We start from the raw sequence: 12,853 nt of genomic DNA on the forward strand, positions 1-12,853 counted from the left end.
GTCACCTGTCCGGCGCAGGCGATGGAGCCGGTGAGGGGCTTGCCGCGGGCGGGGCCGCGGGATGGGCATCGCGCGCCCAGCGGCGAACGTCAAAGAAGCTGACGTAGATGATCATGCTGAACAGCAGCACGACAAAGACGCTCTGCGTGGTTGCGATGAAGTTTGCGGGAAGGGAGCGTCCGCGAAGCTTCGCGATGGTCGCAAAAAGCATGTGCCCGCCGTCGAGAACGGGAATCGGCAGGAGGTTGAACACCGCCAGGTTGATGTTCACGAGGATCGTGAACCAAAGGACCAGCCGGATGTCCGCCTGCGCGGCCATGTGGAAGACGCGGATTATTCCGACGGGGCCGCTCAGCTTTGAGATCCCGATGTCGCTGCGGGGATTCACGAGGCTTGCGAGCGTCTGCCAGGTCTTGTCCAGGTGGGAGGCGAACTGCTTGAAGGGCGTTTCGTACACAAGCCTGCTTTCGAAGGCAAAAGTGAGGCCGATGTCAGCCGGGTCCTTCGCCTTTTCCGCGCCCCGGGCCGGCAGCGTGAGGGCGAGCGGCTGTCCGTCCCGCAGAATGCTGACCGCCACCGTCCGGTCCCTGTGGCTGCCGAGGTACTCCCCGTAGGCCTGAAGACTCAGGGTGGGAGTTGTATCCAGGGAAAGGATACGATCCTTCGGGCGCAGGCCGATGCGCGAGGCTTCGGAGCCGGCGTCCACCGAATGTACGACGAGGTCGTAGGCGGGGGCGATGCCGACCTTTCTCATCTTTTCGTCGCCGGCGAGCAGGGGATAGACCGTGAGATCGAGGAGTTTCCCATTGCGTTCGACGGTGAAGACGGCCTTGCGCCGCCCATCGGCCGCACGCTGCGTTCCGGTCACGAGCGTTTGCAGGAGGTCCTGCCAGTCCTCGAGCCTGCGACCGTCGATGGCCCTGACGACATCGCCCACCTGAAGGCCGGCCTCCCGCGCCGGGCTGGTGACGGGCGTGTGGTCGGGCAGTTCAATCTGTGCCGCGACATAGCCGATCCGGGTGGTCGCCTGATCGCTGCTCACCGGCTGTCCGATCATCCAGAGGATGATGGCAAGGCAGAAGGCAAAGAGGATGTTGAAGAACGCCCCGGCTGCGGCGACGATCATCTTGTCCGCGTAGCCGGCGGGTGGCAGCGCGTCCGCCCCGGGTGAGGCAGCTCCCTCGAGGCCCTTGAGGTCAGCCAGTTGTGGAAGAGCCACGTATCCTCCCAGCGGGAGCCAGGAGACGCGGTAATCGACGCCATCCCTGCCTTTCCAGCCAAACATTTTCGGGCCGAAGCCGATGGAGAACCGCTCGATGTGCATGCCCCTGCGGCGCGCGGCGAGGAAATGCCCCAGCTCATGGACGAAGATGGATCCGCCGAAGAAAAGAACGATCAGAAAAACCGCCCAAAGGTTGGAAAGGAGGATGGTGAGGAGGTCCATTTATGGTGTTTGGAGGGAATTTGGATTTCGATCGATCTTATGGATTCAGGTTCCAGAAGGGTGAATGAGCCGGGGCCCGGCGGCGTCTTGACAGCGATCCGTCGCGACCCGGCGGGCCACGGCATCGACAGCGAGAACGGACGACAGATCCGACGGTTCGAAGGAACTCACGGTCTGGAGAGTATGATCGACAACCTCGGAAATCGCAAGAAAGCCGAGTTTGCGCGCCAGGAACGCCTCGACGGCGACTTCGTTGGCCGCATTGAAGATCGCCGGCGCGACCCCTCCGGCAGCCATCGTCTGGCGTGCGAGGCGATAGAGGGGGAAGCGGGTTTCATCGACGGGTTTGAAATCCAGCGAGAGGCATTGCTGCAGATCAAGCGGACGGTCGACGCCCGCCTCCGTAAGATCGGGGAGCAGCGCGCGCTGAATCGGGAAGGTCATCGATGGCGGGCTGAGCTGCGCGAGCATGACTCCGTCGACGAATTCAACCAGGCAGTGCACGATGCTCTGGTCATGAATGACGGCCGAACACTGCTGCGGCTTCAAATCAAAGAGCCACTGGGCCTCGATCAGTTCGAGCCCCTTGTTTGCGAGTGTGGCTGAATCGACGGTGATCTTGGGCCCCATTGACCAGTTCGGATGCTTGAGCGCGTCCTCCCGGGTGACCCGTGCCAGATTTTCCAGCGGGAGATTGCGAAAGGCGCCGCCGCTGGCCGTCAGAATGACCCGGGCGACCGCCGACCTGCCGTGTCCGGCCAGGCACTGGGCGACCGCAGCATGTTCACTGTCAACCGGGAGCAGCCGCGCGCCGGATTTCCGGGCGGCGTCCATCACAAACCGTCCGGCAAGAACCAGAATTTCCTTTGAAGCGAGTGCGAGGTCCTTGCCAGCGGCAAGAGCAGCCAGTGCGGGAGCGAGTCCGGCGGTTCCAACGACCGCGACAAGGACCACGTCGGCCTCCGGCAGCGAGGCCAGTTCGATGAGACCCTGTTCGCCAGTGTGGAGATCGTGCGCACCTTGGAAGAGCGAATTCCTCCTGGCGCCCATTGCGACGGACTCATCAGCGATGGCCACGTGCCGCACACGGTGGGCGGCGGCGATTGCGGCCAGGCGGGGAGCATTGGCGCGGGAGGCGATGCCGACGAGCTCGAGCCTGTCCGGATGCGCGGCAATGACACGCAACGCGCTTTCTCCAATGGAACCGGTGGCGCCCAGCAGGACGACGCGACGGCGGGGACGGGATGGCATCATGCGAAGACGGTCAAGGAGTACGGCGCGAGTCCCCGCTAGCGGGTGAATCCGTGAAAAACCGCGTAGCCCAGTGGAGCGGCGAGGATCAGGCTGTCGGTCAGATCGAACACCCCGCCAATACCGGGAATCGTTGCACCCGAATCCTTGACCGCCGCACGGCGTTTCATGATGGATTCGACCAGATCGGAGACCACGGCGACGCCTGCGATGGGCAGCGCGATCACCGCGGCCAGCCAGGGGGAGAAGCCGGCGGGGAGGAAGTCGCGCGCAACGTGCGCAATGAACGCGCCGATCAGCGCCGCAGTGAGCAGGCCGCCCGCGAATCCCTCCCAGGTTTTTTTGGGGCTGATCTGAGGCGCCATCCGGTGTCGCCCAAAGGCCATGCCGGTCAGCAGCGCGCCCGTGTCGCAAAACTTGGAGACGGCGACAAGCCAGAGTGTCATCACCAGTCCCGCGTTGGGGTGCGGGGTTTCGATGAGGATGATGCGGGTGAGGAAGTGCAGCATGAACGGCACGTAGATGACGCCGAGAACCGACCAGGCGAGGGCGTCCATGCGGTGCTGCGCCTCGGGCTCGCCAAGCATGCGTATTGAAAAAACCACTACGGCGAGTGCGAGCAGCTCCGCGGGGCCCGCCCAGGCGTCGAGGTAGAGCGGGCCGAGGGTGATGGCGGCGCCGAGGGCCATGCCCGATCGATCGAACGGCCTGATGCCGGTGCGGGCGACCATGGCGTAGAATTCACGCAGTGTCAGCAGGCTGGCGATCGTGATCAGCCATACACCCCCGACAGCTCCAAAATAGTGGAGGGCGGCGAGGACTATCACCCAGAGCGCGAGGGTGCTGAGAGTGCGTTTCAGCATGCGGGGTGCTGGTTGGGATGAGGCGGGCCGCCCGGGCGGAGGCAGGGTTTAGCGAACACCCGCGGGCGCGTGCTGTTCACTCGTCCTGCCAAACCGGCGCTCGCGACGCGAGAAGTCCGCGAGTGCCGCCTGCAGATCCTCCCTGCCGAAATCCGGCCAGAGAACGGGGGAGAAAACGAGTTCGGCATAGGCGCACTGCATCATGAGAAAGTTGCTGAGGCGAACCTCCCCCGACGTGCGTATCAGGAGATCGGGATCCGGTATGCCCGCGGTCTGGAGGTAGCGACTGAAGGTTTCCCAGGAGCTGTCATTGAGTTTCTCCCTGCCGGCGGCCACGGCGGCAGCATAGGCGCGGGCCGCGTCGACGATTTCCGTGCGGGAACCGTAGTTGAGGGCGAGGATGAGTGTATGCTCCGCAAAGGCGGAGGTTTGTTCCTTGGCTGCCTCGAGCTGTCCCCTCACTGCATCCGGCAGGTCCTCCGTGCGGCCGATCGTCAGCAGGCGAACCCTGTTCTTCACCAGCGTGGCCGTTTCCCGCTTGAGGAAGATTTCAAGCAGGCCCATCAGCGCACCAACTTCATCCGCGGGGCGATGCCAGTTCTCGGCGGAAAATGCGTAAAGCGTCAGGTAGCGGATCCCCAGTTCGCGCGTGGCCTCCAGGATCGTCCGAACAGCTTCGACCCCGCGGCGATGGCCTTCAATCCGCGGCAGGCCGCGCTTCTTGGCCCATCGGCCATTGCCATCCATGATGATGGCGACGTGTGTGGGAACGGCGGCGGTTGGACCTGACATGCTTTGGCGTGCAAGTGAGCGGTCAGCCCCTTCGTTTGACAAGGCCGAAGGTCGACGGGAGGGAAATCACCCGGCTTTGTAATCGGGTGGCGCCGGGAACCATGGCTGCCGCCTTGTGATCCGCCTGGAGGACTGCCATCAGAGTCCCAGCATGAAGTTCAGCGTCCGATCGGCCTCGCCAGGAAGGTGTTCATGAGCAAAATCCGGGTAAATCGCCATTTGTTTCGAACCGCCCAACTTGTTGTAGGCTGCAAACTGCGTGCTTGGCGGGCAGATGGGGTCCATGAGTCCAACGTGCATGAGCACATCCGCACGGATGCGGGGCGCGAGGTGCTGCACGTCAATGTAGCCTAGTCGGCTGAAGACTTCGTGCTCGCGTTCATGACAGGGATCAAACAGTCGGAAATAGTCGCGAAGCTCCTGATAGGCATCCTTGGCAAGATCCATCTCCCAGGTGCGCTGGTAGTCGGATAGAAAGGGAAACACGGGAACCGCGCGCCTGATGCGCGGTTCGAGCGCCGCGCAGGCAAGGGTCAGTCCTCCACCCTGCGACGGACCCATGGCGCCGACGCGCGAAGGATCGACTTCCGGCAGTCCCATGACGACGCGTGCAAGCTGCGCGGCATCAAGAAATACCTGGCGAAACAGCAGGCGCCGCGGATCCGCGTCGTCCAGACCGCGGATGATGTGCCCCCGAAGTGTGTTTCCCGTCACACCGCCTCGATCCTCGGACCGTCCACCCTGGCCGCGACAGTCCATGGCGGCCACGCACAGACCCTGCGATACATACGCAAGTTTGGGCGTCCAGTCACCGCTGTTCTGGCTGTACCCGTGAAACTGAAGCACGGCAGGCGCCGCCTTTGCGCCCGCGGGCCGGAGATACTTGGCGTAGATCCTCCCACCTCCGACGCCGGTGAATGTGAGATCGAAGCATTCCGCCCCCCGTGCCTTCAGCGTCGGACTTCTTGAAAACTCCGGGCGGGGAGGAGTGGCGTCGAGTTCGCGCAGGGCTGCATCCCAGTATTCGTCAAAGTCGGAGGGACGCGGATTGCGTCCCTGGTAACTGCGCAGTTCTTCCAGAGGCTTGTCGATGAGTGGCATGGCGGTTGGAGTGCCCTGCTGGAAAGCACGAATGCGCGGCGTCGGCAATGGCGCAGTGCAGGATGGCGGGCGTTGTGCATTCGTTGATGCGTACTGTTGACACCGGAACTGGCGGTGTTTCGGCCCGTGCTGCGGCGGGAATGCAGGGGGTTCAGGCGACTGGGCTGCGCCGGGCGACAACGGGTCGGAAGTAACAAACGGGCAAGGGACCGCGTGTCCTCTTGTGCGGTCGACTCCGGTTCGGTAGCTCCGTTGTCCAACCCCGGCACGCCCATCATGCCCAAGCCCGATCTACTGCTCGAATCCCGCATCCACGCCATCGGTCGGAAGCTTTTTAAGCTCATGGCGGATCATCCCGCCCCCGGAATCTTTTCAAGGAAGGGCGCCTACGCGCGGATCATGGATTGGTCGATGCGCGATCCGGCATTCAAGGCCCAGCTCTTCAGGTTCGTTGATGTCCTGCCATCGCTCGCGTCGAGCGGGGAGATCGTGCGGCATCTTCGCGAATACCTGGGAGACAAGGCGGTGGAGCTGCATCCCGCCCTGAAGGCGGGCCTCGGTGCGGCCTCATTTGCACCCGCGCTTGTCGCGGGCCCCGTGAAGGCCCAAGTCACGGACATGGCGCGGCAGTTCGTGGCGGGGGAGACGGCGCAGGAATTGGTCCGGAGGCTTCTCGCCAACAGCCGTGAGGGCATTGCCACGACGATCGACCTTCTTGGAGAGACTGTCGTGAGCGAGGAGGAGGCGGACACGTTTCTGAAGCGCAATCTCGAGATCATCGACGTCGTGAGCGAGGCCCTTCGGGGAAGTCCGGAGCCCTGTGCGAGCGACCTCGGACAAGGAGGCCGGCCGCTGCCCCGGCTGAATCTCTCGCTGAAGATTTCGGCGCTTTCGGCGGACGTGAATCCAATTGATCCGGAGTGTTCGGTCCCTGGGCTCAAGCAGCGGTTGCGTCCCCTGCTGCGTCGGGCCGCGGCGGCGGGGGCATTGATCAATTTCGACATGGAGAGCCACCGCACGAAGGATCTCACGCTTGCGCTGTTTCGCTCCATTCTTGAAGAGGAGGAATTCGCGGCAACGCCGGCCGTGGGCATCGCCATACAGGCCTACCTGCGCGACTCCGATCGTGACCTTCGCGAACTCATCGCATGGTCGAGGAGCCGGATGCGTCCGATCACAGTGCGGCTTGTCAAGGGGGCCTACTGGGATTTCGAGGTCGTTACCTCGGCCCAGAAGGACTGGCCGGCGCCGGTGTGGCTGCGAAAGTCCGAGAGCGACGCTTCATTCGAGGCACTGACGGTGCTCCTGCTGGAGAACAGCGACCTGGTTTCGTCCGCCTTTGCGTCGCACAACGTGCGGTCCTGCGCCCACGCCATCGTCCAGGCGGAGAGGCTGGGCGTTGATCCGCGCGCATTCGAATTCCAGGCGCTTTACGGCATGGCGGACGAATTGAAGGCGGCTCTTCGGGAAAGCGGGTATCGGGTTCGTGAATACTGCCCGGTTGGCGAACTCCTTCCCGGCATGGCTTACCTCGTGCGCCGGCTGCTTGAAAACACGTCGAACGAGGGATTTCTTCGCGCAAGCAATCGCGGGGAGCAGAGCCACGAGGATCTGCTGAAGAGTCCGGTTGAATCGATAGCGGCCGGGCCTCCGGCGCCTGAGAGTGCGGATGCGAATGCGGCTGCAGGCGGGCCTGTGCGTGGCGCCTTTCGCAATGCGGCCAACACCGACTTCAGTCTCGGCGAAAATCGGACGGCCATGCGGGACGCGCTCCGGGCTTCAGCAGGCGGCGCGTCAGCCGGTTACTTCGGCAAACGCTGGCCGCTTGTGATCGGTGGTCGGCGCTGCGAGCCGTCCGGACGGCGGTATGCACCCGCGACCAATCCGGCCCGGCCAGCCGAGGTGCTGGGGCATTGGGCGCTGGCAACGGTGGAGGATGCAGGCCGGGCGGTCGATGCCGCTGCAGCGGCGTTTCCCGCATGGCGTTCGACTCCGGTCGAGACCCGCGCCAGTATCATTGAGCGTCTGGCTGATCTCATGGCGAGCCGCAGATTCGCGCTCTGCGCCCTCGAGATCAGGGAGGCGGGCAAACCCTGGATGGAGGCGGATGCGGATGTGAGCGAGGCCGTGGACTTCTGCAGATTCTATGCCCTGGAGATGCGGCGGCTTGCGGCACCGACTGTCACGCAGATGATTCCTGGAGAGTCCAACGTCCTTGTGCACACCCCGCGGGGTGTGGGTGTGGCGATCGCGCCGTGGAATTTTCCGCTCGCCATTCTTTGCGGGCTCACCGTCGCCCCACTGGTGGCCGGCAATGCGGTGATCATGAAGCCGGCGGAGCAGACCTCGATCATCGGGGCGGTTTTCATGGACCTGCTCCTTGAAGCCGGCGTGCCACCCGGCGTGGTCAATCTGGTGACGGGCAGGGGTGAGGAGGTCGGCGCCCACCTGGTTGCGCACCCACGGGTCGATTTCATCGCGTTCACCGGTTCGCGGGCGGTTGGGCTCAGGATCTGGGAGACCGCGGGGCGGACGGTGCCCGGTCAGGCGAATCTGAAGAAGGTGGTGTGCGAGATGGGAGGAAAGAATGCATTGATCATCGATGCGGACGCCGATCTCGATGAGGCGGTTCCAGCGGTGCTGTATTCGGCCTTTGGATTCAGCGGGCAGAAATGCTCCGCACTGTCCCGTCTCATCGTGCATGAGGCGATTCATGACGCCTTCCTTCAGCGCTTGGTCGCCGCAGCCGCCAGCCTGCGGGTGGGTGACCCCGCGCAGCCGGGGACGCTGGTTGGGCCGCTCATCGACGCGGAATCCAGGGACCGCATTTTCGCGCGGGTGGCTGAGGCGAGGCGAGAAAGCCGCATGGTCCATCAGAGCGACCTGCCGGATGGAGCCAGGGCGAGCGGCGGGCACTATGTGCCGCCGATCATATTTGCGGATGTGGAGCCCGGCCACCTGCTCGCCCGCGAGGAGCTGTTCGGGCCGGTGCTTGGAGTCATGCGCGCTCGTTCGCTGGATCAGGCCTTCGCGCTTGCCAACGCCACCGAGTACGCGCTCACCGGCGGTATCTTCTCCCGAAGCCCCAGTGCCCTGGTCCGCGCCCGGGAGGAGCTTTTATGCGGCAATCTCTATTTGAACCGGACGATCACCGGCGCTTTGGTCGAGCGACACCCTTTCGGCGGATTCCGCATGAGCGGCGGTGGCACGAAGGCTGGAGGCCGCGGATATCTGGAGAATTTTCTCTTTCCCAGGGTGATCAGCGAAAACACCCTGCGCCGCGGCTTCACCCCGCCGGAGGCGCCGCTTGATTAGATTCCTTCATCCGAACAACAGGAGAGCCAATAATTCACCAAAAATCAGAAGCAAGACAATCGCGAACAGCGGAATATTCTCCCACTTGAATGCAGCCTTCCTGGAACCATACGTGGGATACGGCTCTTCGGTAAGTTCCTTCTTATCGATTCGCGCTAGAAAATATACGAGACCCGCGGCAAGACCGCCGAAGATGGCGAACCCAGTGATCGCGGAAAGAACGCTCTGGCTTCCGATAAAATAGAGCACGCCTTTGACAGCTCCGAGAATCGCAGCAGCGGCATACGGATTGAACTTCTTCCTCGTGGCCCCGAAGACGAGAAATATCAGGACAATATTTATGACCATGATTCTTCAGTTGAACGAAGCCACAGAGCGGCGGCAGAGGCAGGGGAGTTGAGCTGACGTCCGGGGCATCGACTGTGTGAATCTGGAGCAGTTATGACTCCGCTGCGATTCAAATTCATCCGTGAACCGAGCGTTCGTGAACATGCCGGGCGCGCGATCCGCTCATGCGTCGCCAGAGTGGCCGCGCTGACGAGGTACTGTCCCTGAGTGGCATGACCTTCCAAGCCAAAAAAGGGTCATTCCTCTCGATTGCAACAAGTCCATGCTGCCGGCAAGGCGCTGGTCCCCAGGGAAAGGACAGGTTGGCAGTGCTCCAAGAATGCGAAAGGTGAGGTTTGACCCCTTTGGCTTGGGGAAGCGCTCATTCGGTTTGATTCGGACATGGGTTACACTTTGTCCGGGGACATAGGTTACACTTTTTGTTTAGTTTTGTGTGTGATTTGGCGAGAGGTTTTGATCCGGCAGCGCGATGTAGGCCGCAGGCCGGAATCGCGCGCTGCCGGATCAAAGACGAGGTAGCGAGGAGATGTACGTTGGCAAAGTGCAGCTCTCGGTGCGGCCAGTGGAATCCTTGCGCAACGCCACCCGGCAATGAGCGAAGATTTCACCAAGAGCGTAGTCGTGTCCGTCATGCCACAGCTTGCCTGTTGCATGAAACGCGCCGCACCAGCCAGTCCTTCGGGTAGCGCACCGCGGTGTCGTTCTCGCGCAGGCGGCGGGGACTGCGACGGTAGATTTGAGCTGGGCAGAGGCGCCCAGCGCTTCATGTGGCCGGACATGGTTTCGCAGTGCTGCCAGCGATCAAATCGCCGCTGCTGGGCGGACCAGGGTTGGGGACGGCGGTTGCGTGGCCTCGGCCTTCAGATCGCGGTGAGCGCGTTCGTGAGAACCGTTTTGTTGCGGTGAAGCCGGTTGGATGAACTCGACGACGATGCCCGGTTGATCCACCACACGCTCAGGGCGGAGAGCCCAAAGGCAAGAGAGGCGAAGGGCGTGCCGTTGTCACCGGATGATCTCGGGCAGCCATGCAAGCGCATGATCTTGCGGAAGGTCCGCAGTGTTCCGGCAAACTGCTGATTGGGTTGGGCTCGGCAGGCCAGATAGTAGCGGCTGAACAGATCACACACCGTCAGGGATCGCAGCGCTGCCTGTTGCCCAGAGTGAACCAACCTTTGAAGTCCACCGTCCAGACATGGTTCGGATGCGTCGGTGTCGTCAGTGCACAGCGCGGCGTGTAGAGGCCGGCTTGCGTCGCGGACGCTGACTCAACCGTGACGCCGCAGGATCGCTGCTATGGTGCTGCATGCCGGCGGCCGCCGGATGCCGTGGTCGCGGCGCAACAGTTTGCGCAGCTTCTTCGGCCCACGTCCGGTGCCTGCGGCGCAACCGCACGATCAGCCCCTGGATCTGCCCAGCGGTCTGGTGCGAGCATCCTTGCGGACGGCGGCTGCGCTCGCGCAATCCGCGGTGCCTTCCCGGACGGTAACGGGCTTCCACCAATAGCCGGTCTTCCGACTGACGAAAGTCCGCGCACAATTCGGTAAACGTGAAGCGGCCCGTGGCCGCGAGACTGACAAACCGATGCTTCTGTTCCATGAGGGTTTCTTCGTTCCAGGCCATAGCCTGAAAGTGTAACCCATGTCCCCGGACAGTTTGTTACCTATGTCCCCGGATCATACCTTCTCCTATGGACCGATTCTTGTCACCGCTGCCATGCTCGCACCGCTTGCCACGGCGAGCCTTTTTGTGATCTCTGGTCGCGTGAGAATGCTGGAACTTTGATGAAATCATGAGCCAGGAATCCCCGCTCTTCGATTTGAAAGGCCGGACGGTGCTGGTCACCGGTTCCAGTCAGGGAATCGGATTCACCCTGGCTCGAGGTCTTGCGCGCGCCGGCGCAGTGGTCGTGCTGAACGGTCGTGACGAGGGAAAGCTGTCGGCTGCCTCGATGACTTTGGAAAGGGAAGGCCTGAGGGCTGCGAGCTCGGCGTTCGATGTCACCGACAGCGTGGCGATCGCCGAGGGCATCGGCCGCATCGAGGCGAAGGTCGGGCCGGTCGACATCCTCGTGAACAATGCGGGGATCCAGCGTCGCGCCCGCCTCGAGGAGATGACGGAGGCCCAGTGGCGCGAGGTCATTGACGTGAATCTGACGAGCGCGTTTCTCGTGAGCCGCCGCGTGGCGCCGGCGATGATCAGGCGCGGCGGCGGCAAGATCATCAACATCTGCTCGCTGATGAGCGAGGTGAGCCGGCCCTCGATCGGCAACTATGCGGCGGCGAAGGGCGGGTTGAAGATGCTGACGCGCGCGATGGCGGCCGAGTGGGCGAAGTACAACATTCAGAGCAACGCCATCGGGCCCGGGTATTTTGAAACCGAGCTGACGAAGCCCCTGCTCGACAATCCGGAATTCAGCGAGTGGCTGCGCAGGCGCACTCCGGCGGGGCGATGGGCGCAGCCCGAGGAACTTGTCGGAACGGCGGTGTACCTTGCGTCGCGCGCATCGGATTTTGTCAATGGCCAGATCATCTACGTGGATGGCGGCCTGCTCGCCGCGATTTGAAGGCGCAACCGCAGGCAAACGCTCGCTATCATCCGCGGCGCATCCACCCGGCCGCCTCGCGGTTGGCGGCGGTGATCGCGGCGATGGCTTCGTCGTCGGGCCGCTCCGCGGCGTCGCGCAGGCCGCGGTTGCGCGCCTTGTTGCGCAGGTAGCCGCCGCAGAGGTGGTAGCCCACGCAGCCCGGAACATCGCGAAGCGTGCGAAGCATCCCGGCATAGCCGGCGCCGTGCAGGTGCTGTTCCTCGCCGGCGCGCCGGTCGACCGCCGCGTGGTCGGCCAGCAGCACCGGTTTGCCCGTCTCGGCGTGCCACTTCGTGAGATTCCGCCGGATGTTTTCCGCCGTCGAAAAATGCTGGAACGACAGCACATCGACATACGGCAGCGCGGCGCGCACGACCTCGGCCGAGATGGGCTGCCCCGCCTCGTAGCGGTCGCCGAGAATCAGGTGATGCGGATCGTAGCGCCGGATCGCGTCGTGAGTGATGCGGTAGTAGCGCGACGCGAGTTCGAAGAGCGCGTCGCGACCAGCCTTCGTCCCGAGTTTCTCCGGATCGAACATCGGCCCCTTCCATGCGCTTGGCGGGCGCGTGTGGATCCACGTCGGGCAGTCGACATAGAAGTACCCGATCAGCTTGGGATCGTCCTTCATGCGCGCGCAGTACTCGCGCGCCACGTAGTCGCACCACTGGGCGAACTCGGGGCTGGCGAAATCCGGATAAATCGTCTCCGCCTCCCACTGGTGGAAATCGGCGAACGGGAGCATGTGGCAGTACGGCAGTCCGAGCCACTGGTATTCCTCGTAGGTGAATGCGCGCGAGTGGCGGTGGTTGCGCAGCCCGCGCGTGACGACCTCCTGCGTCCAGCCCACGCCGTTGAAGCCCCACGCGCGCAGGTCGGGCGCGACGGCTTCCTTCAGCCAGCGCTCCATTGAGTTTCCGTAGCGGCGCGCCCAGATGTCTCCATTCTCCGGATACCGCAGCGGTGACGGATCAATGTGGTTGAGCGCGAGGGAGAATACCTGCGCGCCGTCGGGTGCGATGAACCAGTTGCGTCCGCCGCGGCGCCCGATGCTGTAGAAACTGTCCGACGCCGTCGCTGCGGCTGAGCGAAGGCATGGCGGGACGGCGACCGCCGCGGTGGCGGTCGCGAGGGAGGACAGGAAGCGGCGGCGATGCA

The 12,853-nt window shown here is 63.4% G+C and carries 10 protein-coding genes; 2 read left to right on the forward strand and 8 right to left on the reverse strand.

What is annotated here, in order from left to right:
• Position 1 precedes the first annotated feature (1 nt).
• From rseP to HS122_16200, 5 genes are all read right to left on the reverse strand, one after another.
• Positions 2-1,444, reverse strand: coding sequence for an RIP metalloprotease RseP (gene rseP / locus HS122_16180; GenBank protein ID MBE7539935.1), 1,443 nt, complete (start codon positions 1,442-1,444; stop codon positions 2-4).
• A 45-nt stretch (positions 1,445-1,489) separates the two neighbouring features.
• On the reverse strand, positions 1,490-2,695 hold the full coding sequence (locus HS122_16185; protein MBE7539936.1) for a 1-deoxy-D-xylulose-5-phosphate reductoisomerase: 1,206 nt from the start codon (positions 2,693-2,695) through the stop codon (positions 1,490-1,492).
• A 38-nt stretch (positions 2,696-2,733) separates the two neighbouring features.
• Positions 2,734-3,558, reverse strand: coding sequence for a phosphatidate cytidylyltransferase (locus HS122_16190; GenBank protein MBE7539937.1), 825 nt, complete (start codon positions 3,556-3,558; stop codon positions 2,734-2,736).
• A gap of 48 nt (positions 3,559-3,606) precedes the next feature.
• The gene (locus HS122_16195) at positions 3,607-4,350 is read right to left on the reverse strand and encodes an isoprenyl transferase (protein MBE7539938.1); all 744 of its coding nucleotides are present in this window, start codon (positions 4,348-4,350) and stop codon (positions 3,607-3,609) included.
• 138 nt (positions 4,351-4,488) lie between these two features.
• Positions 4,489-5,451 (reverse strand): acetylxylan esterase, encoded by a 963-nt coding sequence (locus HS122_16200; GenBank protein ID MBE7539939.1) that lies wholly within the window; start codon positions 5,449-5,451, stop codon positions 4,489-4,491.
• 276 nt (positions 5,452-5,727) lie between these two features.
• Between HS122_16200 and HS122_16205 the strand changes: the two genes are divergently transcribed.
• A complete protein-coding gene (locus tag HS122_16205; GenBank protein ID MBE7539940.1) occupies positions 5,728-8,766 on the forward strand; it encodes a bifunctional proline dehydrogenase/L-glutamate gamma-semialdehyde dehydrogenase in 3,039 nt (1,012 codons plus the stop codon).
• Positions 8,767-8,772: 6 nt separating this feature from the next.
• On the opposite strand, the gene HS122_16210 is transcribed toward HS122_16205, so the two are convergent.
• Positions 8,773-9,114 carry a hypothetical protein gene (locus tag HS122_16210; protein ID MBE7539941.1) on the reverse strand — a complete coding sequence of 114 codons (342 nt, stop codon included), beginning with the start codon at positions 9,112-9,114 and terminating at the stop codon, positions 8,773-8,775.
• A gap of 860 nt (positions 9,115-9,974) precedes the next feature.
• On the reverse strand, positions 9,975-10,241 hold the full coding sequence (locus HS122_16215) for a hypothetical protein (GenBank protein ID MBE7539942.1): 267 nt from the start codon (positions 10,239-10,241) through the stop codon (positions 9,975-9,977).
• Between the two features lie 662 nt (positions 10,242-10,903).
• On the opposite strand from HS122_16215, the gene HS122_16220 reads away from it, so the two are divergent.
• Positions 10,904-11,677 carry an SDR family oxidoreductase gene (locus HS122_16220; protein ID MBE7539943.1) on the forward strand — a complete coding sequence of 258 codons (774 nt, stop codon included), beginning with the start codon at positions 10,904-10,906 and terminating at the stop codon, positions 11,675-11,677.
• A 28-nt stretch (positions 11,678-11,705) separates the two neighbouring features.
• On the opposite strand, the gene HS122_16225 is transcribed toward HS122_16220, so the two are convergent.
• Entirely contained in the window at positions 11,706-12,746 is a 1,041-nt protein-coding gene (locus tag HS122_16225) for an agarase (protein MBE7539944.1), read from the reverse strand.
• Positions 12,747-12,853 lie beyond the last annotated feature (107 nt).

This window comes from Opitutaceae bacterium (genome assembly GCA_015075305.1).
Classification (GTDB): domain Bacteria; phylum Verrucomicrobiota; class Verrucomicrobiia; order Opitutales; family Opitutaceae; genus UBA6669.

Coding starts and splice junctions, on each gene's coding strand:
- rseP (MBE7539935.1), bottom strand. CDS start 1,444: ATGGACCTCCTCACCATCCTCCTTTCCAACCTTTGGGCGGTTTTTCTG.
- HS122_16185 (MBE7539936.1), bottom strand. CDS start 2,695: ATGCCATCCCGTCCCCGCCGTCGCGTCGTCCTGCTGGGCGCCACCGGT.
- HS122_16190 (MBE7539937.1), bottom strand. CDS start 3,558: ATGCTGAAACGCACTCTCAGCACCCTCGCGCTCTGGGTGATAGTCCTC.
- HS122_16195 (MBE7539938.1), bottom strand. CDS start 4,350: ATGTCAGGTCCAACCGCCGCCGTTCCCACACACGTCGCCATCATCATG.
- HS122_16200 (MBE7539939.1), bottom strand. CDS start 5,451: ATGCCACTCATCGACAAGCCTCTGGAAGAACTGCGCAGTTACCAGGGA.
- HS122_16205 (MBE7539940.1), top strand. CDS start 5,728: ATGCCCAAGCCCGATCTACTGCTCGAATCCCGCATCCACGCCATCGGT.
- HS122_16210 (MBE7539941.1), bottom strand. CDS start 9,114: ATGGTCATAAATATTGTCCTGATATTTCTCGTCTTCGGGGCCACGAGG.
- HS122_16220 (MBE7539943.1), top strand. CDS start 10,904: ATGAGCCAGGAATCCCCGCTCTTCGATTTGAAAGGCCGGACGGTGCTG.